This is a genomic window from Pseudomonas agarici (assembly GCF_001543125.1).
Classification (GTDB): Bacteria; Pseudomonadota; Gammaproteobacteria; order Pseudomonadales; family Pseudomonadaceae; genus Aquipseudomonas; species Aquipseudomonas agarici.
On the sequence record NZ_CP014135.1, the window covers coordinates 5,384,952 to 5,403,948 of the forward strand.

Sequence of the window (18,997 nt, forward strand, 5' to 3'; positions counted from 1 at the left end):
CCTGCCCCTTAAATTTTTATGCAGATGTTGGCAATGTCGGAGTAGAAATCCATCGAGAAACGACCACCTTCACGACCCAATCCTGACAATTTCACACCACCAAATGGCGTGCGAAGATCTCGCAAGTACCAGGTATTTACCCAGACCAGACCGACATGGATTTGGCGTGAAACACGGTGTGCACGGGAAAGATGAGTGGTCCAGATGGCACAGGCGAGGCCGTAATCACTGTCGTTGACACGATTGATAACTTCGTCTTCTTCGTCGAATGGCGAGATGTGACAGACCGGGCCAAAAATCTCTTCGGTCACGCAGCGGGCCTTGTCCGAAAGCCCTGTCCAAATCGTCGGCTGAACATAGGCACCCTGGTCGCGCTCGTCGTTGAAGATGGGAATCCCGCCACCCGTAACGACGGTAGCGCCTTCCTCGACCGCCAAACGGTAGTAGGAAAGCACCTTGTCGCGATGCCCATGGGAAATCAGCGGCCCCATGCTCACGCCGTCCTGGTCCGGGTAGCCCACGACCAACCGCTCGGTTTCAACCTTGAGCCTAGAGACAAACTCATCAAAGATCGAACGATGTACATACACACGTTCGGAACACAGGCAAACCTGCCCGGAGTTGGTAAAGGAAGAACGCAATACCCCCGCGATGGCGGCATCCATATCAGCGTCGGCAAAGACTACCGCAGCGTTTTTGCCGCCCAACTCGAAAGAGACCTCCTTCACCCCATCGGCCACCGCCTTCATAATGGTCGCCCCCGTCTTGGACTCACCGGTAAAGGTCAATGCACTGATCCCGGGGTGCCGAGTCAGAAACTCACCCGCCGAATCTTTGCCAAAACCGTGAATCAAGTTAAATACCCCCGGGGGCACGCCAGCGTCATGCATCACTTCAGCCAACAAAGTAGCCGAAGAAGGTGACTCTTCGGATGGCTTTGCAACAACAACGTTACCGCAAGCCAACGCCGGCGCGACCTTCCAGGTAAATAACAACAATGGAAGGTTCCAAGGAGAAATAACCCCAATTACCCCCAGTGGTTTGCGCACGGTATAGTTCAACGCGCCGGCACCATCTGCTGTCGACATTTCAAACAAATCGGTATGGCTGGTTTTCGCCAAGTCGGCAAAAGTTCGAAAATTGGCAATCGCACGAGGAATATCGAGCGTTCGCGCTTGATGAACCGGGCGCCCGGTATCAGCAACCTCTGCGGCGACAAACTCCTCGAAACGCGCCTCGATGCCATCGGCAATCTTATGAATCAACGCCGCGCGACTCTCAACGCTAAGCTTCCCCCACGGACCTTTCAGCGCATTTCGCGCAGCAATAACCGCTTCGTCGACTTGTTTGGCATCGGCTTCGAACACATTAGAAATGAGCTTTCCGTTAACCGGATTAATATTGGCAAAACTTGTCGCTGAAGTGACAAAGTTGCCATCAATGTAATTAAGAAGTTGACTTGGCACACCAGCAGATTCGGCACGCCACACTTGATTCGGTAAGGTACTCATAGTTTCCTGCTCTGATGTGGTTGCAAGATGACTTTATTTTATCGAAGTTGGCTAAAAGCAAAATTCAAAAGATAGCGATCATTTATTAGCGAAAGTAATACCAGAAAAAACGGCGAAGCAAGCCCAGGAGCAACCCTCTGACTCACTCCGCCAAAACAGAACTGTCTAGGCTCTTTACGAAATGCTTTCAAGCGAAGGCCAGACAAGGTGAAAACAGACGAGCAAGCACGCTTGACGGGGAGTCTGATGCCTGAGTGTCAAACCCCCAGGTATCTCTGCCACAGACCTTGATCGAGGCTCAGCTCCTTTGAAGAGCCCTGCCAGGCGACCTGGCCTTTTTCGATAATGGTGTGATGATCGGCCAGAGCAATGAGTTTTTCGATATACTTATCGATCACCAAAACGGTTTGTCCGCTTTTTTTCAATGCGTGAAGACAGGTCCAGATCTCATCCCGGATCAGTGGAGCCAACCCCTCGGTAGCTTCGTCGAGAATCAACAAATGAGGATTGGTCATCAGTGCGCGACCGATGGCTAACATTTGCTGTTCACCACCCGACAATTGCCCACCCATATTCCGTTCGCGCTCTGCCAGTCGAGGGAAAAAGTTGTAAATTTTTTCCAGCGTCCACGGCTCCGACGTCTTGTTTCGATTGCAGGCAAAAGCGACCAGGTTCTCTCTCACCGTGAGGTTGGGAAAGATGTGGCGTCCTTCCGGTACGACCGCGATCCCCTTTCGCCCAACGACGTCGGCGGGTTTGCGCTCTATGAGCTCACCGCGAAACCGGATCGTTCCAGAATGGATCGGCGTCAAACCCAAAATAGATCGAACACTGGTGGTTTTACCCATGCCATTGCGTCCAAGAAGGGTCGAGACCTCTCCTTCGCGAATCTGCAAACTTACACCAAACAGAACCTGGCTTTGGCCATACGATGTTTCTACGTTGGTGACTTCAAGGATCGCACTCATACCGCCTCCTCCCCCAGGTAAGCTCGCTTCACTTCAGGGTCTTCTCGCACATCGCACGGCACACCAGAGGCAATGACATTTCCGTAGACTAGCGCCGACATTCGGTCAGCCAACCGGAAAACCGCGGCCATATCGTGCTCGATAAGCAGCACGGTCGATTTACCTTTTAGCGCCATGAGCAAATCCACCATTCTCTCCGAGTCTTCAGGCCCCATTCCGGCCATGGGTTCGTCGAGCAATAACAGCTTTGGTCGTGTACCCAGTGTGATTCCCAATTCCAACTGCCTTTGTTCTCCATGAGCCAGACTGCCGGCGATGATTTTGGCTCTGGATGCCAGGCCAACTTCTTGCAGGATCGCATAGGCCTCGTCGAACAACTGAGTCTCGGAAATTGCCGAGCGCCAAAAGCGAAAACTACTGCCACTGCGCGCTTGAACCGCCAACGCTACGTTATCCAGCACTGTCAGTTTTTTAAAAACACTGGTGATCTGATATGACCTGGCCAGACCAGCCGCAACGCGCCGGTGCATGGACATGCCCATGATATTGACCCCATCAAACACCATGCTGCCCTCATCAGAATTCAGTGCTCCAGATATCTGATGAATCAGCGTGGTTTTACCCGCACCGTTAGGACCAATAAGTGCGTGAATTTCACCTTGATGGACAGTCAGGTTGGCGCCGTTGGTGGCGACCAACCCGCCAAAGCGCTTAACGAGATTACGCACTTCCAGCAGCGGCTGCTTCATGGCGATACCTTCCTGCTGAACAGACCAGCGATACCTGTTGGTGCGAACAACACGACAATCAGTAGAATGGCTCCCAATGGCAATTGCCAGTGGATCGTGTAATTGGACAATGTCTCCTCCAATATCAACAACATTGCCGCACCGAAGACCCCACCATACAGATAGCCCACTCCCCCCATGATTACCATGACCATCAGGGTTCCGGATTGTGTCCAAAGCATAAGGTTCGGGCTGATAAAGCCGTTCTGATTGGCAACCAGGGCTCCAGCCAATCCCGCCAGGGCACCAGACAACGTAAAGGCCACCAGCTTGTAGCGAAACACGGCATAGCCAATCGACTCCATGCGCGATTCATTTTCCCGTATTGATTGCAAAACCCGGCCGAATCGCGCGTTTACCAATCGCTGCATGGCGAACATCACCACGACGCTAATCGACAATACGACGTAGTAAAAACTCACATCTGACGAAAGATCAGGTCCCAGCGCCAGAGTCGAACGACCTGGTAACGACATGCCGTCATCCCCCCCAAAAGCCGTCAACGACTGAGAGATGTAGTACAGCATCTGCGCAAACGAAAGGGTAATCATGATGAAATAGACACCGCGAGTCCGTAGCGAAATCCATCCGATGAGCCATGCACACGCCGCGCTCAGAGCAACGGCACCTGGCCAGGCAATCCACGCGGAGCTGGTTCCCATATCCATCAAGATAGCGACCGTGTAAGCCCCGATCCCGAAAAACCCGGCATGGCCGAAGGCAACTAACCCGCCGAACCCCAACACTAGATTGAGGCTCGTCGCGGCCAGCGCGAAGATCATGATTCGCGTAGCAAATGTCATGTAGAACGTCTGATCAAAAACGCTGGCCAGCCAAGGCAAGACTAGCAAGCAAAGCAGAACGACGGCCGCCACGCCTAACCGTATGCTGTGGTGGAGAGTCGAGTACATAGGATCACCCACGAGCAGGAAACAGGCCTTGTGGCTTCCAGAACAGAACGGCAGCCATAAGGACATAAATGATGATTGAAGCCATCGCCGCGCCAATCGAGGAGGTCACCGCTGGCGATAGGAACTTGCCGAGCAACAGGGGAAGCAATGAGCGGCTCAACGTATCGACGGCGCCTATCAGCAGCGCACCGACGAATGCCCCTCTAATGGACCCGATGCCCCCGATAACGACCACCACGAAGGCCAGAATCAAGATGCTTTCACCCATGCCCACCTGTACTGCCAACAAGGGTCCAAGCATTGCGCCCGCCAATGCACAAAGCGCGGCACCGACACCGAACACCACGGTGAACAACACCTTGATGTTCACCCCCATGGTGGTAGCCATTTCTCGGTTCGACGCACCGGCGCGGACCCACATGCCCAACCGGGTTTTTGCTACCAGCAAGTACATGGAAATTGCGACCACCAACCCCACGGCAATAATCATCAACCGCTGCGCGGAATAATGTAGACCGGCAATCAACTCAATCGGACGTGAAAAAGCCGCCGGGGCGTTGAGCGCAATCGGTTGTACCCCCCAAATCATCCGCACAGCCTCGTTACAGATGAGGATCAGGGCAAAGGTGGCCAGTACCTGAGACAGGTGATCTCGCCGATACAGCCTTCGGAACAAGCTTATCTCCAACACCATGCCAATGATCGCCGTGCCCACCAGCGCAACGGGTACGCCGATAAAATAAGAACCACTGGCATCGGCGACGGTAGCAGTCAGGTAAGCACCAATCATGTACAGTGAGCCATGGGCCAGGTTGATCATGTCCATGATCCCAAACACCAAGGTCAATCCGGCCGCGAGCAAGAAAAGCATGAGCCCGAACTGCAGCCCGTTCAGTGCTTCCTCAATCACTAATGTGCTCATGGCTCGACCCCGGAAACGTCGACAGTTGATCGCAACTTCGTACTGAGTCCGATCAGGTTCGACGTAAACTGATGAACCAGTCTTCCGACATTGACATCGACAAAGGCATCCTGGGAATCGAATGCATTTTGTGCCGTTGGCAGCGCAACGTCTTCACTCAAAACAATAGCACCCAGTTTTGCCATGATACCGCGCAAATCGATGATCCCGCGCAAGCCACCGAAGGGGCTGAGTGAAGCTGACATCAAGCCAACCGCTTTACCGCGAAACGGTGCTAGACCGTCGACGCCGTTGGCGGGCCGAGAGCACCAATCCAAGGTATTTTTTAGCAACGCGGTAACTGAGCCATTGTACTCAGGCGAAGCAATCAACAACCCGTCATGAGTCAGCAGCAATTCGCGCAAAGTTTGAGCGTTTTCCGGCACACCCGACTCAGCCTCCAAGTCACCGTCGTAAATGGGTAACGGGAATTTTCGCAAGTCGATATGAGTGACCTGAGCGCCATGCTCCAACGTCGCAGCGACAGCGAGATTCAATAATTTAACGTTCAATGAAGCTCTTCGGACACTACCGGAAAATGCTAATATTTTTATAGGTTTCATGAAATTATTTCCGTTCAGTTAAAGCTGACGAGCAAAGGCACAAAAAATACTAAAATCAATACTCACCCCAACAGAACTTACAATTTGCAGCCACCTACATAGGCGTCGGAGTGATTATCGAAAATTGTTTCAACAGTTTTGTTAGTGACAGCTCCAGCACTATCCTTTTTAACCTCACGTAGATAAAAGCTATCCATTGGGAACTGATTGGTATTAAATTTAAAATTACCACGTAGTGACTTGAAATCGGTCGTCATCAGGGCAGCATGCAATGCCTCTTTATCTGACAAATTCCCTTTTACATCCTTAACGGCGCTATCAAGAAGGCGTACTACGTCATAACCTTGAAAGGCATACATGGTTGGAATACGACCGTAGGTTTTTTTGAAATCGGCCACAAAAGCTTCATTTTGTGGGTTTTTCAGATCCCATGCCCAGTGCGAGGCATTTTTCAAACCGACCATCTGCTCGCCAACCGCAGTAACAACATCTTCATCCGCCGAGTGCCCCGTGGAGAAGTAAGGAATCTCTTTATCCAACCCGGCACCAACATACTGTTTGATAAAGTTAATGCTCATTCCACTTGGCAAAAAGAAGAACACGGCGTCTGGCTTGCTCGAGCGAATTTGAGCAAGCTCCGAGGCGAAATCGAGCTGCCCCAACTTTACATAAACCTCTGAGCTAATCTCGCCTTTGAAGAAGCGCTTGAACCCCTCCAGGTTTTCCTTGCCGCCGGTATAGTTGGGTGCAAGAATAAAAACTTTTTTGTAGTTTTTATTACTCATATAGCTACCCGCCGCTTCACTTTGCCCATCATTTTGCCAGGACAAACCAAAAAAATATTTATTGCATCGCTCACCAGCAAGTGCTGCCGGCCCAGCCGCGGCGCTGATATAAAAAGTCTTTGCTGCGAATGCAGATGGTCCCACAGCCAGCATAACGTTCGAATAAACAATCCCGGTCAAAAAGTCGACTTTGTCCCGTTTGATCATCTTATCAGCTAATTGTTTACCAACATCAGGGCTGGCCTGATCATCTCCCTCTACAACCTCGACCGGCAAACCGCCGATCTTGTTCCCATTATTTTTTAGCGCCAGGTTAAAACCGTCTCGAATTTCAAGACCAAAGCCGGCAATTGGCCCGGACAACGTACTGATAAACCCAACCTTGACACTATCAGCCGCCTGAACAGAAAAGGTCAACACAGAAAGTAACGCAAACGCAGTGAGCTTTTTCATCTTCTTTCCTTATTATATGAGTATTATCAGGAAGTTAAATAAAGCCTCTAATTGCAATACGGATCAACGTATTCAATTTCCCCACCAGGAAGAAAGAACAACATGGTAACTTTTCCGCCCTCGACCGTTGGAAAGTGTCGGCTACCGGGCTCGAAGACTTTCCAACCTGCACCACCTCCACAAAAAGTAGCGCCCTCGTCCACGGGACCGATCATATTGATCTCGCCCCGTGGATGAATGTGGAAGTTGCCCAACACATTTTTCAACATGCCGCTTTCCACGCTGTAGCCATTTGGATTGTCTGTTGCCTTAGCTAACTGGCCACGACAGTAATCCGGCCCATCAATTTGCGCGTAGCAGGCCCATCCTTCGCCTATGCCTACACGCAACAACCTCAACAGATTTAAATAAGCCTCGGAAGTCGCACCAAATTTCTCATTAAGCTCCACCTCCAGCTGTTTATCCAGCGGCTTGCCTTTTAGAAATAATAATAACGAAGCGACAGCCTTCATCATTTCAGGCTTGCTCGGGCCAGAAGGCAAAACCGCACCTTTCTCCTGTGTTGCGAGCTGTGCATTCGGGGCTTTTGACATAATGACTCCTTGCAAAGGTAGGGACACAACCAAGCAATCGGTGGACCTCACACACCTGGCTCTACCCGACTGACAAGATAAATTACCTGGCGAAATCGAGTCTATGGCGTAAAAAAAAACACGACAATTCAAGATGTCGTGACCATGCATTACCATCGGTAATACCAGACCCATATTTTAAACGAAAACGCACCAAAATCGTCGCAAATGTGCAAACATGAACGCTATTGATGCATTTCTTCTTCGCTTCGTCTTTCCTTTCCTCGACATCACGCCCCCTGGTATTACCGATAGCTATATCAGTTTGCCAATTTCTCATTTGAGCCCGGGACGGCCACCGGATAAAATCCCTTACAGTTGCTCTACCCATAAAATAAAATGATCGCGATGCGCGAGACAACGAACCGGGAGATACGCATGACGCACATTGCCATGTCAAAGCTTACCAATATGCAAAAATATTGGTTAATTACCGGAAGTGTGGGTCCTCGCCCTATCGCACTTGTAACTAGTTTGAACAGTGAAGGGCTGTGCAACGCAGCTCCTTACAGCGCATTCAACTACATGGGCGAAGATCCACCCTTGTTTGTGATTGCAGTGGACCATTATGGTGAGGAAAGCCATCGCCCAGGCGAACAAAAGGATACACTAAGAAATATCATCGAGCGTGAGCAGTTCGTGGTCAACATGGTTGACGAAAGCATCGCCGAGAGAATGGTTTTATGTGGTACTGACTTCCCCTCTCATATTTCAGAAGCACAATCCGTCGGCTTTGATTTGACTCCGTCCACCGCAATCGATGTGCCTCGCATTAGCGACGCACCCATTGCATGGGAATGCAAGCTCTACAAAATCATAGAATTCTCAAAGCAGCGCTCCATTGTATTCGGCGAAATCGTAGCGATGTATTTTCGGGACGATCTAATTGATGAAGAAAAACTCAGGGTACGTGTAGACCTTTTTCAACCCTATGGACGATTGGGCGGCCCGAACTATTGCCGAACGACCGACCGGGTTCGCCTCACCGTTCCAACATTTTTACCCTCTTCCGGAAAACCAAGAGAGTAATTTTCAGATTCTTCCTAATTCGGTTTTAGTTTATAAAAAACCTTAGCCTGCTTTATTGACGATTGTTATTTGCGGGCTCTTAAGGCTTTAGGCTGATATTTGTTAAATTGGCAGACCTTAAGGCTGATTGTTTCGTTAAGTGTGTCGTACTGCAAAATAACCGCATTTAATAGGTGCAACGGCGCCCCATTCCGTTGCCTCGCTACTACGCTCATTGCGAAGCAGTTTATTCCTGCGCCTCCGGGTGTTTTCTAGCTGTTAAGTAACACCTAAAAAGGACAAGAAAGGAGCTTTTTCGGTGATTATTCTGCGTAATGTCCCTATCAGCCGTCGCTTATGGTTGATCCTGTTAACCTCCATGCTGATGTTGATTGCGTTGTCAGCGTTGATGCTCTACCAGATCCGCGACGACCTATTCAATGCCAAGACATTGAAAACTCATCATGTAGTTGAGACGGTCAGCGGCATCCTGCGCTATTATCATGCAAAGGAAATCTCCGGTGAACTGACCCGAGAAGAGGCACAGAAGCAGGCCAGTATCATGGTAAATGGCCTGCGCTACAATCAGACGGATTATTTTGTGCTCCTGGATCTACAGGGCACGATGCTTATGCATCCGACCAATCCCAAACTCCAAGGCGTCAACATGCTTGAAACCAAGGATCCAGAAGGGAGACTCTACATTCGGGAGATGGTCGATCTGGCTAAGTATAAAGGACAAGGAAAAGTTGACTATTTCTGGCCAAAACCTGGCTCTGATGAGCCATTGCCAAAAGTCTCGTATGTAGAATTGTTTAAGCCGTGGGGGTGGATTATCACCTCCGGCGCTTATGTCAATGATGTGTTACTCGAGTTTCGCGGAAAAATTATCAACGCATTAGGAAACTTAGCGATAGTCGGTATCTTGCTAGCGGTCTTGGTAACCCTTATCTCGCGCAGCATCTCCCTACCATTGACCGCGATAGTTGACGCCATGGCGAACATCGCCACCGGCGATGCCGATTTGACCCGCAATTTAGACAACAAAGGACACGACGAGCTAACTGCTCTTGGGCAGCACTTCAATTCCTTCATGGGTAATCTGAACAGGGTCATCAGTCAAACCCGTCAGGTCGCTGGCGCACTGGATCACGCCTCTCTCTCACTTGGCGATGTCGCGAGCACAGGTCAACGACAAAGCCAACAACAGTCACAGCAAATGGAACAAGTGGCTACCGCTATCAACGAAGTTTCTTATGCTGTACAAGATGTCGCCAAAGGCGCCAAACACGCTGCCAACGAAGTGCTCCAGGCAGAGGAGCAAGCCTTACAAGGCCAACACAGTATCGAGTCTAGCTTGCACCAAACCGATCGACTGTCTGAAACGATTGACCAAGCGGTCGTGGTAATTCAAAGACTGGATCAAGAAAGCTCACAGATTGGTCGAGTCTTAGAGGTCATTCGAGCGATTGCCGAGCAAACCAATCTACTGGCCCTGAACGCGGCGATTGAAGCTGCCCGCGCCGGAGAGCAAGGTCGCGGCTTTGCTGTTGTAGCGGATGAAGTCCGGCTATTGGCGCAGCGTACTCAGACCTCGACCGCTGAAATTCAGTTCATGATCGAGCAACTGCAAAACAATTCCCAAGCAGCGGTAAAAGCAATCAACGCCAGCAGCATGGCATCCCAAAAAACAGTTGAGCTAGCCCGCCTAGCGGGACAGAACCTGAATCAGATTACGTCTTCACTGCGCAACATCAGCGGTCTTAACGCGTCCATCGCCGGCGCTACCTTACAACAATCCCAGGTGGTTGACGAAATCAATAAGAGTGTTACCCAAGCAGCGTCGTTGGCTCATGATGGCGCGGCGCTGGCCGATCGATCCAACGAAGCAAGTCGTCATTTAGAACAGCTGAAGGGTGACTTAAATCAGCTACTAGGTCGCTTCCGCGTTTGATGATAGATCCACCACAACTCGAGCATAATGCCGATACAAGGAATACCCCATCAATGATCGCCTACGGACTCGACTAAACTCCTCGGGTGGCACTGAGACGACTGCTAAACATAGCGGCCATGGCGACTACAGGCATCCCGACATAGTCCATGCCACCGGACTAAGCCCTCCAGCAGCACCATGGCTTGCACACCGGTAAAGCACAGGGCGAGTACTATCGTCAGACGATCAAGTTCAGAACTAATTAATTATCTCTACTTCGCCGGCATGTTATATGTGTTCTGTAAAGACTGGCCGCTTTTTTTTAATGCTTTGGAGACGTCGGGCGCGTCGGTCGAGCGATGCGGCGATCCTACCTCAACCGCTCCCCCAGCACGAAGCCGTGTATTCTCGGGAACCTCACCATTAGCTATTTGAGTAGGTGTGTAAAAGAGGCTGATGTTTTCCCGCAAGGCGCTCATTACCACGGTGGAAGCCGTGCTGATCCCGGCAAGCATACTAAGAAAGAAAATCAACCGTAATTTATGGAGCTGACTCATTTGCTATCCTCCCGTCGTACTCGACAAAACTACCGATGCAAGTAGCGCCGATGCATGAAAAATGTCAGCAAGACATTAATAATAAGCACTAGAAACCAGATACCATCAACAGCCCATACAAACTGAAGTTCTCACCCCGATGAAGCGCGCTTAATTATTCGACCAACTATTTGATGCAGATATATTGATCATGCCAACTGTCGCATTAGCCGTGTATTCTAAAACGGCCATGAGCGCCAGATTGACTGACTCCAAATAGCCTCGGTGACCAGCGCAACAGCGATTATCCGCGCTCCACTCGAGGCGACACATTGCACAGCAGTATCAGCAATGCGTGGGCGCTGCGAAGGGCATATAGCAGCCACAGGCATCATAAAACGCCTCTGGAGAGCAACTCGACGAAATCGACCAAATGCCCTAGCTATGTACCTACGTTATAGGTGTAGGACATTCTTCCCATGTGAATGTCCTCCCCGTTGAATCGTCGCAAACATTTCCAAGCATGATTTATGAGTAAACCATTCAGCATATCGCAGGTTAATTCATTTACCACTAAACGTAGCAATATAGGCAATCACGTCTCGGCGAGCCTGCTCGTCACTAACTTTAATGGTCATTTTTGTAGTAACCGAATCATCATGCACGACACCTCTAATATAGCCTTGCGGATCGGCAAGCCATTTGAATATTTTATCTTTATCCCAGCTCATTCCTGCCTGGGCCGCTTTTTGTAATCCGGTATCATAAGAAAAATCAGAAAGCGATCCCATTTTCCGATTGACCACACCGGTTAAATTCGGGCCGATTCCATTGGCCGCTGTAGGCCCGACCTGATGGCAAACAGAGCATTGTTGAAAAACGGCCTCACCACGCTTGGCATCACCCTCCTCAGCGAACAAAGGCGTAACAAAAGCAAGCGCTAGTAGCCCTGCCAAAAATCTTGGAGAGCAATTCGTCAAGATAGATTTCATATAAGGCTCCGATGCTAGTTTAAATTTATCACTTCTATCAGGCTTTCGGTAAATATCGAATCTAAATTGCTACATAGGCAACAGGCACACTTAAATCCAACCAATGCAAAAAAAGCGCGCCAAAGATCTACACGTGACCATCCTGAGTGAATGGGACAATAATAGATCTCCTGACCTTTGTTCACACACGCAACAAGCATGATTCTAGGAACGCCGGCCTCCAGTGTCCAGCCAATGCAGCCAACGAATGGCAAAGTCCGCACGTTTTTGAAAGCGATGCATCAGATCGTACACTAACATGATGATCGCATCACTACTGAACGTTTTCGCTTCTAAGATTAGAGATCTCAGCTCTTGCCTACTGGAGACAACATAATGAAAAGCCTGATAACTAACATGACCACCGCGATAGCGATAACGGCGTTTGCCGGATTATACGCTACTGCCGCGCAATCCGCAGGCTACCCGGACATAAAAATTGGCCCAACCTTCAACGATAAAGGTCAGTTGGTGCAGCCAAAGAATTTCCGGCAATGGGTTTTTCTCGGAGCCCCCATTACCCCAAACGGGCTAAACAACGGGAAGGCGGGATTTCCTGAGTATCATAATGTTTACGTAGAGCCTGCGGCTTTCGAGCAGTATCGAAAAACCGGGACCTGGCCAGAAGGTACGATGATGGTGAAGGAGCTGCACCTGACTCAAAAAGGCCAATTACCGGATGGATCAAGTGTTGAACCATCGGGTAGAGGTTATTTCCCCGGTGGAGGCCCAAGTGGGTTAGACGTCTCCGTCAAAGACAGTAAACGCTTTGCAAAAACAAAAAATTGGGGCTATTTCAACTTCGGCCATCACGCCCCTCCCTACTCCGCAGCGTCTACAGAGTCACCGAAAGAAGCCTGCGCCGGATGCCATATCGATAACGCCAAGGAAGATATGGTATACATCCAATTCTACAAGCCGATCCTGACCCCTCTTCCTCTTCCTTAATTAACAACATATATTTTACGGACAAAGCCTTATTTATAAAATAAATAAGGCTTTTCGGCGACTGGCCAAATAAATCAATTCCATTGATATCAACCTGCAGCATGGACAAGTGAAGATATAAGGAAAAGCAAAGTAAACTTATTTTATTATTCCATACACTGCTCACCCCCCCCAACATCTCACCGATTGATTGCGGAAAGCAAAATCCGCACCAATCGCAGCAGTTTTCATGGCAAATAAAAAACCGCACGTTTTTGGAATAAACTTATGCTACCATGATCTACGGTAATTCACGCGTTTGAAAAATAAACATTTTGGTGATAACACAAACTGCAATTCGAGAAATTTTTCCCTAAAAATTTGTATAATCAATAAATTTTAAAGAAATTAAAAAACTAAGGAAAATTGATGGTGTTGTACACGCCCCCGGTTAATTTTCTAACGGGAAATCAGAACCCGCCTGCTGCCAAGGGTCAGGAAATTTTACGAAATTCGATTGTGGAGTTGTGTGAATCAAAAATTGCAACACATGCAATCAAGGCGGGACTCCGTGCGCCTGATTTCACATTATTCGACATGGAGGGAAGCGAAGTAAATTCGCTTGATCTTACTCGAAAAGGGCCTGTTGTTATTGTCTTTTTAAGAGGACTATGGTGCTGGTATTCATATACGACCCTCATTGCTCTAGAAACAATCCATACGGCGCTAAGTGATAGAGGAGTGTCAGTCATTGCCATATCACCACAACTACATTTCTCCCAAGTAGATGTAGACAGAAAACAAGCTTTCAACTTTCCACTGCTGTGCGATTCTCGCAGTCGAATCGCCCAGGAGTTTCAGGTTGCATGGCGGCTATCGGTGTCTCTTAAAAAAACCTATCTCCAACTTGGAGCAGACCTCGATAAATTGAATGGAGCAGATTGTGAGCTGCTACCCATGACATCGTTCTATATTATCGATAGACAAGGGACTATTGTGTATTCAGACGTCAACCCGAATTATGTACAACTAATGAGCATGAATGAAATCTTATTAGTACTGGACAATATGCCGCAGCCTCGCAAAAGCCGCGCGATAGAATAGCTGCCTACCCTTTTCAGCTAAAGCGAGATAATAAATGCAACACCAAAGGCTGATCCAATCGAACAATTCAAGACGTTACCGCCCTATTGTGTTGGTCAGTGCACGTATTTTAAATTGCGAACCTTCAGGTAATTATGTTTCAAACACCGGGCGTTTTACCATAGTTATATTTCTTAGCGATAACGGACGCCTGGTATTTAGTAACTCTTCAGCCAGCATCAACGTCGAGGCCAAGATTGGTACCACAGTGCTGATCGGGAACACTGAAAAAGAGCAGACCATGTCCTGGACTGCCCCTAATAAGCTGCTCGAGATAGCTATTGAAGATAGATTTGTTTCAGATGTGATAGCAGCAGTTACACCGAGTAAAACTGCGCTCTCAGACGTTATCGGAGTTTATGGCCCGGAAGCAGGATTCGGTGCCCTCGCTAAACGTTTAGCATGCAAAATGTTGGGGAATCAAAAAACCAGTGCAAGCTTAGTGGCAGATGGATATTATTGTGCGCCTACGGCACGTTTTCTGATTGCAATGATGGTTAACATTCGAAACAACATAAATCAGGATAAATCGAATAAGAAGAGGCTCTCTCTACCAGAGAACATCTTGAAAGAAATTGTCGATCATATCGAAAATGAAATATCAACTGCAATAAGTGTTTCTGAAATGGCCGAAATTGCCGCCCAAAGTAGATTTCACTTCGCCCGCACATTTCGAGCGAGCACTGGTAGCTCTCCGCACTCCTATATCTTGGACAGTAGAATTCGCCGCGCAGAATTTTTACTATCTGAAACTAACGTCAGCCTCTCACAGATCGCCAACGACTCGGGTTTCAATTCACAATCCCATTTCACAACAACATTCAAGAAACGAATAGGCTTAACACCTGGAAAATACCGCGATCTTCATCGCTGAGCACAAGACTACATGACTGGAAGTACCATCACAGTATTAATTATAAAAATAGCAAACTTAGGACACCATTAAACCGATCAAAATTCAGGGTAATCTATCTCTGTATCATTAATTCGATTTACGGTACTGATGAATATCGTTGATGCAATCGCCAGGGACATCTCGATAATTTGGCGCTCAGAATATCCTGCGGCAATTATCGACTCCACACTCTGCGAATTAAGCGCCCCCTTGCTACTAAAAATCGTTCGGACAAATTCAACGAGGGCATCACGACGAAAATCACCGGTGCTACTACCTTCTCGAATGTTTGAAGTAATCTCGTGCGAAAGGCCAAAAAAATGAGCTTTTAGACTATGAGCCGCGATGCAGTAACGGCAACCCGTCCACTCACTCACCACCAGGCGAATAATCTCTAAATCAGCATCAGAAATATCGCTCTTAGCGACCACTTCATCTATACGCAGCACCGCGTCCAATCCCTCCGGACTATGCGTTCCGATAGTTAAATAAGCATTAGGAATCATACCTGCGGCTCTTTTAATAGATGCGAAGGTTTCTGCCAGCAATCCGCTAGCTTCAGTCGGATCCATGGTGGTCAAGCGCGACATCGAATACTCCTACTGAATAAAGCAATTAACCTCAGTGCATGAGAGACTGTATAGCCTAACCCTGGACGCCTGTCATGTTAATGCTATAATTAACCGAATTCATGCTCGAGCGTCTCGAATGGACATTTTAAGCAGATTGCTTCTTCTGATGCCGGCAAGCGGTACGCTGGACATTCGGTGCCATTTCAGTCCTCCCTGGAGACTCGATTACGCCGCCAGCGGACCGCGCGAGATCCCTTATCACATACTCTTGCGGGGCACCGCTCAAGTCGACGACGGCGAGCATCCCGTCTTATTTATGCAAGCAGGCGACATTTTACTCATCCCTTCGGGTGTCTCCCATGTTTTATATGAAGGGGGCAGAGCCTTATCGACGACTGGCAAGTCGCATCGTGAACGCGGTCTTAGAATTATAACTAATGAGAGCGATGCTAAACCTGTAAACATGCTCTGTGGGCGCTTTATTTTACCATTATCTCCACGACAAATGATAAAGGACAACTTGCCTCGACAGCTAATTATTCGGGGAATTTGCGATCCTAATAACTTCACCCACTCAACGGAAGAACAAGTCGCACGTACCCGACTCGCCCGATTAGTAACGTTAATGCATGAAGAAGCAATAGAACACAGTTCTGGTAGTGAGTCGATAATTAATCACCTGTCCGGGGCGCTTTTTGGTATGACCTTACGCCTGGCGAGTGAAGGTGCCGAACCGCTAACCGGGTTGTTACGTCTAGTGCAACGCCCAAGGCTTCAGCCAGCTTTTACAGCAATGTTTGAAGATTACTCCAAGACATGGACGATGTCAGAATTAGCATCTTTGTGCCTGATGTCGAGGTCGACCTTTGCGAGACAATTTGGTGAGGCAGTTGGCAGGTCCGCTAATGATATGCTCGTAGAAATACGCATGATGAAGGCAAGCAAGCAGCTCGCGCAGACATCGAACTCAATCTCTAAAATAGCTCAAGACACTGGATACAAATCGGATGCGGCCTTCCAAAGGGCGTTCAAAAACCACATAGGGATGACGCCGGGCAAATGGCGCGTACAATCGAGGCTGCTCACCACTCAAAGCTCAGAGACACCATGAACCCCGATCAAGCCCAATCGACTTTGATTCAACCGACCCCAACGAACGTTAAAGTGATTGCCTGGCCCCTCGCTCCCGGTAGCCTGTTTGGTTAGTCAATTTCGGCGCGACAAGTCCCCTGATCCGCGTTGCTGTCCCTCGCCATAGCAAGCTATAACGGGTCATGGCACATTGGCCATGGACTTGTGCCAGCCGAACTTGGGCCAACCAACTGACTGTACAGACCATTAGCGTAGCTCGATGCATTAGACGTCCAATCAAAAAAAGCACGATTTCGAAACAAACCTGTAAACAAACAAGCTAATGTTTGTCCCCGCTCTCAAGTGAAGCATGAATTACGACTTTACATTTCAAGCAATTTTAGCGGTGGCCTCTTTGAAGGAGCTCCTTTGATCATCCCTTAGGTGGGACGCACGTTCGCTGGTTTATGCGTCCACCTTTTTTTAAAATTTAATTTTTTGCGAAAATTAAAATTAAACACATAAATATTTTTTACCATTTCTGCCTACTTTATATAAAGTTCGAGGCTCTTTCTTAGCGTGGGTACAAGTCCTATGGCTAAAATTAACTAGGGATTATCCAAGCTCACAAACACCCCGAGCTTTAATTTTATGCGAGAGGAAAAATGACTACGAGATATTGAAGTAACCGATATTCACATTTCCCCCATGATTAATAAGAAATATTTATGCTTTTTTTGAGGAGACACCATGAACACCCGACCGCTTTCGCATATCGATAAGATTGAAAACCTTCTTATAATCAACAATTCTTTAGGCGTGCTAATCACTCGAACAGGATGGTATGCCGCCTTTGCCGCACTAACGGTAATCTATTTATGGTTCGGCGGTATGAAATTTACCGAGTATGAGGCGAACGGTATTTACGGTTTTGTAAGTCATAGTCCAGTGTTATCTTGGATGTATAATTTCATGAGTATCATGGGATTCTCCTATTTCCTAGGGATTCTTGAGATTGCGATTGGACTATTAATTTCAGCCAGATGCATATCTCCTAAACTATCACTTATTGGCGGAATTCTATCAGTTGGACTATTTGTAACGACACTTACATTTATGCTCACGACTCCAGTGGTGTTTGAGCCGGCACTGGGCTTCCCTGCCATATCAGTTGTTCCCGGTCAATTTCTACTAAAAGACGTCGGCTTGTTGGCTTTATCCATATTGGTAATCGGAAATTCGCTGACAGCCATAGAGAGCCAGCGATATAAAATGCGTCACAAGTAATCGAGTTGAGCAAGATTTAAATACTTAAGAACATCAAGAATACATGGCTCCCCATAACAACATTTAGGGGGGCCATGCTTTACCACTCTGTTCTTGCTTTTGGAATTCCGAGACCAAGTGGGTGACAAAGGAACGTGCGACAGTTTTCGATGCGGCGCCTGCCGGAAACAAAGCATAGAGTTTAATATCGCCCATATCCCAGTTCTCAAGCACGCGAATCAATACACCCGACTCTAGTTCCGCTTTACACGACCAGAGCCCTGTAGACATAATACCGACGCCACTAACAGCCGCAGCCATGGCTGCTTCATACGCATTAGCCGTCATTCTCCGTTCAATACTGATTGATACAGCCTTACCATTGTGCGAAAAAAACCAGGTACCTGCTCTCGACGAAGAAGGCTCAGCGATAATTGAATGTGCCATCAGTTCAACAGGCGAGTTCGGCACTCCTCGGAGCAAAAGATACTTGGGAGAAGCAACTAAAATCTTAGGAGTACTGCTGACAAGCCGCATTGATGTTGTGACATTTTCAGGCACATCTACCTGGAGGGTGAGGTCTACACGCTCTCTTAGCGCATCTCGGTTAGGCTGATCTGCAACCAGATCGACGCTTAGCGCTGGATGAGCATCAAGGAACTCTGATAATTTCGGTACAACCTCTCTGAGAGACACACCGGAGTGTATTCCAAGTCTCAGCCGGCCATGATGCTGTGTTCCGCCACGAGTGGCAAGATTTGCTTCATCAAAAGCCGCCAGTATGGGCTCTATGTTTGCCAAGTAAGCTTCACCTGCCGGAGTAAGCATTACTGCACGCGTCGTTCGAACCAGCAACTTCGCTCCCAGGTCATGCTCTAAAGCAGCAATTATCCGCGAAGCTGAGGACTGAGAAATACCTAGCTCTCGACCAGCGCGGGAGAAACTGCCTGAATAAGCGACACGGACGAATAAACGAAATGGAAAAAGATATTCACTCATGCAAAATCCGAATTTATGTTATCTGCGTTAGGTGGCTAGTC

The 18,997-nt window shown here is 48.4% G+C and carries 18 protein-coding genes and 2 pseudogenes; 8 read left to right on the forward strand and 12 right to left on the reverse strand.

The window, feature by feature from the left end; translation table 11 throughout:
* Positions 1–8 precede the first annotated feature (8 nt).
* From AWM79_RS23605 to AWM79_RS23640, 8 genes are all read right to left on the reverse strand, one after another.
* Positions 9–1,511 (reverse strand): 2-hydroxymuconic semialdehyde dehydrogenase, encoded by a 1,503-nt coding sequence (locus tag AWM79_RS23605; protein WP_060783877.1) that lies wholly within the window; start codon positions 1,509–1,511, stop codon positions 9–11.
* A 257-nt stretch (positions 1,512–1,768) separates the two neighbouring features.
* Positions 1,769–2,479: an ABC transporter ATP-binding protein gene (locus AWM79_RS23610; RefSeq protein ID WP_060783878.1), complete on the reverse strand. Its 711-nt coding sequence runs from the start codon at positions 2,477–2,479 to the stop codon at positions 1,769–1,771.
* Positions 2,476–3,228: an ABC transporter ATP-binding protein gene (locus tag AWM79_RS23615; RefSeq protein ID WP_017134330.1), complete on the reverse strand. Its 753-nt coding sequence runs from the start codon at positions 3,226–3,228 to the stop codon at positions 2,476–2,478. The genes AWM79_RS23610 and AWM79_RS23615 overlap by 4 nt, the downstream gene beginning before the upstream one ends.
* Positions 3,225–4,178, reverse strand: coding sequence for a branched-chain amino acid ABC transporter permease (locus AWM79_RS23620; RefSeq protein ID WP_039792961.1), 954 nt, complete (start codon positions 4,176–4,178; stop codon positions 3,225–3,227). Before AWM79_RS23620 ends, AWM79_RS23615 begins: the two co-directional genes overlap by 4 nt.
* Before the next feature lie 4 nt (positions 4,179–4,182).
* A complete protein-coding gene (locus tag AWM79_RS23625) occupies positions 4,183–5,100 on the reverse strand; it encodes a branched-chain amino acid ABC transporter permease (RefSeq protein WP_026013460.1) in 918 nt (305 codons plus the stop codon).
* Positions 5,097–5,702, reverse strand: coding sequence for an NADPH-dependent FMN reductase (locus AWM79_RS23630; protein WP_017134333.1), 606 nt, complete (start codon positions 5,700–5,702; stop codon positions 5,097–5,099). The genes AWM79_RS23625 and AWM79_RS23630 overlap by 4 nt, the downstream gene beginning before the upstream one ends.
* A 77-nt stretch (positions 5,703–5,779) precedes the next feature.
* Positions 5,780–6,940, reverse strand: a complete 1,161-nt coding sequence (locus AWM79_RS23635) for an ABC transporter substrate-binding protein (protein WP_060783879.1) — start codon at positions 6,938–6,940, stop codon at positions 5,780–5,782.
* Between the two features lie 47 nt (positions 6,941–6,987).
* Positions 6,988–7,533: a 4-hydroxylaminobenzoate lyase gene (locus AWM79_RS23640; protein WP_017134335.1), complete on the reverse strand. Its 546-nt coding sequence runs from the start codon at positions 7,531–7,533 to the stop codon at positions 6,988–6,990.
* 417 nt (positions 7,534–7,950) lie between these two features.
* Here AWM79_RS23640 and AWM79_RS23645 point away from each other — a divergent pair, with 417 nt between their 5' ends.
* The 3 genes and pseudogenes from AWM79_RS23645 to AWM79_RS26155 all read left to right on the forward strand — a co-directional run.
* Positions 7,951–8,601 (forward strand): flavin reductase family protein, encoded by a 651-nt coding sequence (locus AWM79_RS23645; protein WP_060784041.1) that lies wholly within the window; start codon positions 7,951–7,953, stop codon positions 8,599–8,601.
* Between the two features lie 388 nt (positions 8,602–8,989).
* Positions 8,990–9,676, forward strand: a pseudogene (locus tag AWM79_RS26150) (cache domain-containing protein); the annotation flags it as partial.
* Between the two features lie 285 nt (positions 9,677–9,961).
* Positions 9,962–10,534 (forward strand): annotated as a pseudogene (locus AWM79_RS26155) (methyl-accepting chemotaxis protein); the annotation flags it as partial.
* A 254-nt stretch (positions 10,535–10,788) separates the two neighbouring features.
* Here AWM79_RS26155 and AWM79_RS23655 read toward each other — a convergent pair.
* Together AWM79_RS23655 and AWM79_RS23660 are read right to left on the reverse strand one after the other, a co-directional pair.
* Complete coding sequence (locus AWM79_RS23655; protein WP_017134338.1) at positions 10,789–11,073, reverse strand: cytochrome c maturation protein CcmE domain-containing protein; 285 nt, start codon at positions 11,071–11,073, stop codon at positions 10,789–10,791.
* Positions 11,074–11,615: 542 nt separating this feature from the next.
* Complete coding sequence (locus tag AWM79_RS23660; protein ID WP_017134339.1) at positions 11,616–12,044, reverse strand: c-type cytochrome; 429 nt, start codon at positions 12,042–12,044, stop codon at positions 11,616–11,618.
* A gap of 375 nt (positions 12,045–12,419) precedes the next feature.
* Here AWM79_RS23660 and AWM79_RS23665 point away from each other — a divergent pair, with 375 nt between their 5' ends.
* The 3 genes from AWM79_RS23665 (at position 12,420) to AWM79_RS25820 (ending at position 15,027) form a co-directional block, all read left to right on the forward strand.
* The gene (locus tag AWM79_RS23665) at positions 12,420–13,031 is read left to right on the forward strand and encodes a cytochrome P460 family protein (RefSeq protein ID WP_060783880.1); all 612 of its coding nucleotides are present in this window, start codon (positions 12,420–12,422) and stop codon (positions 13,029–13,031) included.
* Positions 13,032–13,439: 408 nt separating this feature from the next.
* Positions 13,440–14,114: a peroxiredoxin-like family protein gene (locus tag AWM79_RS23670; protein ID WP_060783881.1), complete on the forward strand. Its 675-nt coding sequence runs from the start codon at positions 13,440–13,442 to the stop codon at positions 14,112–14,114.
* 34 nt (positions 14,115–14,148) lie between these two features.
* Positions 14,149–15,027 carry a helix-turn-helix domain-containing protein gene (locus tag AWM79_RS25820; RefSeq protein ID WP_244159599.1) on the forward strand — a complete coding sequence of 293 codons (879 nt, stop codon included), beginning with the start codon at positions 14,149–14,151 and terminating at the stop codon, positions 15,025–15,027.
* A 77-nt stretch (positions 15,028–15,104) separates the two neighbouring features.
* Here AWM79_RS25820 and AWM79_RS23675 read toward each other — a convergent pair whose 3' ends face one another.
* On the reverse strand, positions 15,105–15,638 hold the full coding sequence (locus AWM79_RS23675; RefSeq protein WP_017134341.1) for a carboxymuconolactone decarboxylase family protein: 534 nt from the start codon (positions 15,636–15,638) through the stop codon (positions 15,105–15,107).
* 118 nt (positions 15,639–15,756) lie between these two features.
* Here AWM79_RS23675 and AWM79_RS23680 point away from each other — a divergent pair, with 118 nt between their 5' ends.
* Together AWM79_RS23680 and AWM79_RS23685 are read left to right on the forward strand one after the other, a co-directional pair.
* A complete protein-coding gene (locus tag AWM79_RS23680; protein WP_017134342.1) occupies positions 15,757–16,731 on the forward strand; it encodes an AraC family transcriptional regulator in 975 nt (324 codons plus the stop codon).
* 710 nt (positions 16,732–17,441) lie between these two features.
* Positions 17,442–17,978 (forward strand): YkgB family protein, encoded by a 537-nt coding sequence (locus AWM79_RS23685; protein ID WP_060783882.1) that lies wholly within the window; start codon positions 17,442–17,444, stop codon positions 17,976–17,978.
* Positions 17,979–18,041: 63 nt separating this feature from the next.
* On the opposite strand, the gene AWM79_RS24705 is transcribed toward AWM79_RS23685, so the two are convergent.
* Positions 18,042–18,956, reverse strand: a complete 915-nt coding sequence (locus AWM79_RS24705) for a LysR family transcriptional regulator (RefSeq protein WP_039792942.1) — start codon at positions 18,954–18,956, stop codon at positions 18,042–18,044.
* Positions 18,957–18,997: the final 41 nt, after the last annotated feature.

Bases quoted from the DNA above. Each gene is read 5' to 3' on its own strand.
- AWM79_RS24705 (WP_039792942.1), bottom strand. From the start codon at position 18,956: ATGAGTGAATATCTTTTTCCATTTCGTTTATTCGTCCGTGTCGCTTAT.
- AWM79_RS23680 (WP_017134342.1), top strand. From the start codon at position 15,757: ATGGACATTTTAAGCAGATTGCTTCTTCTGATGCCGGCAAGCGGTACG.
- AWM79_RS23610 (WP_060783878.1), bottom strand. From the start codon at position 2,479: ATGAGTGCGATCCTTGAAGTCACCAACGTAGAAACATCGTATGGCCAA.
- AWM79_RS23660 (WP_017134339.1), bottom strand. From the start codon at position 12,044: ATGAAATCTATCTTGACGAATTGCTCTCCAAGATTTTTGGCAGGGCTA.
- AWM79_RS23630 (WP_017134333.1), bottom strand. From the start codon at position 5,702: ATGAAACCTATAAAAATATTAGCATTTTCCGGTAGTGTCCGAAGAGCT.
- AWM79_RS23635 (WP_060783879.1), bottom strand. From the start codon at position 6,940: ATGAAAAAGCTCACTGCGTTTGCGTTACTTTCTGTGTTGACCTTTTCT.
- AWM79_RS23670 (WP_060783881.1), top strand. From the start codon at position 13,440: ATGGTGTTGTACACGCCCCCGGTTAATTTTCTAACGGGAAATCAGAAC.
- AWM79_RS23615 (WP_017134330.1), bottom strand. From the start codon at position 3,228: ATGAAGCAGCCGCTGCTGGAAGTGCGTAATCTCGTTAAGCGCTTTGGC.
- AWM79_RS23665 (WP_060783880.1), top strand. From the start codon at position 12,420: ATGAAAAGCCTGATAACTAACATGACCACCGCGATAGCGATAACGGCG.
- AWM79_RS23655 (WP_017134338.1), bottom strand. From the start codon at position 11,073: ATGAGTCAGCTCCATAAATTACGGTTGATTTTCTTTCTTAGTATGCTT.
- AWM79_RS25820 (WP_244159599.1), top strand. From the start codon at position 14,149: ATGCAACACCAAAGGCTGATCCAATCGAACAATTCAAGACGTTACCGC.
- AWM79_RS23685 (WP_060783882.1), top strand. From the start codon at position 17,442: ATGAACACCCGACCGCTTTCGCATATCGATAAGATTGAAAACCTTCTT.
- AWM79_RS23620 (WP_039792961.1), bottom strand. From the start codon at position 4,178: ATGTACTCGACTCTCCACCACAGCATACGGTTAGGCGTGGCGGCCGTC.
- AWM79_RS23645 (WP_060784041.1), top strand. From the start codon at position 7,951: ATGACGCACATTGCCATGTCAAAGCTTACCAATATGCAAAAATATTGG.
- AWM79_RS23605 (WP_060783877.1), bottom strand. From the start codon at position 1,511: ATGAGTACCTTACCGAATCAAGTGTGGCGTGCCGAATCTGCTGGTGTG.
- AWM79_RS23675 (WP_017134341.1), bottom strand. From the start codon at position 15,638: ATGTCGCGCTTGACCACCATGGATCCGACTGAAGCTAGCGGATTGCTG.
- AWM79_RS23640 (WP_017134335.1), bottom strand. From the start codon at position 7,533: ATGTCAAAAGCCCCGAATGCACAGCTCGCAACACAGGAGAAAGGTGCG.
- AWM79_RS23625 (WP_026013460.1), bottom strand. From the start codon at position 5,100: ATGAGCACATTAGTGATTGAGGAAGCACTGAACGGGCTGCAGTTCGGG.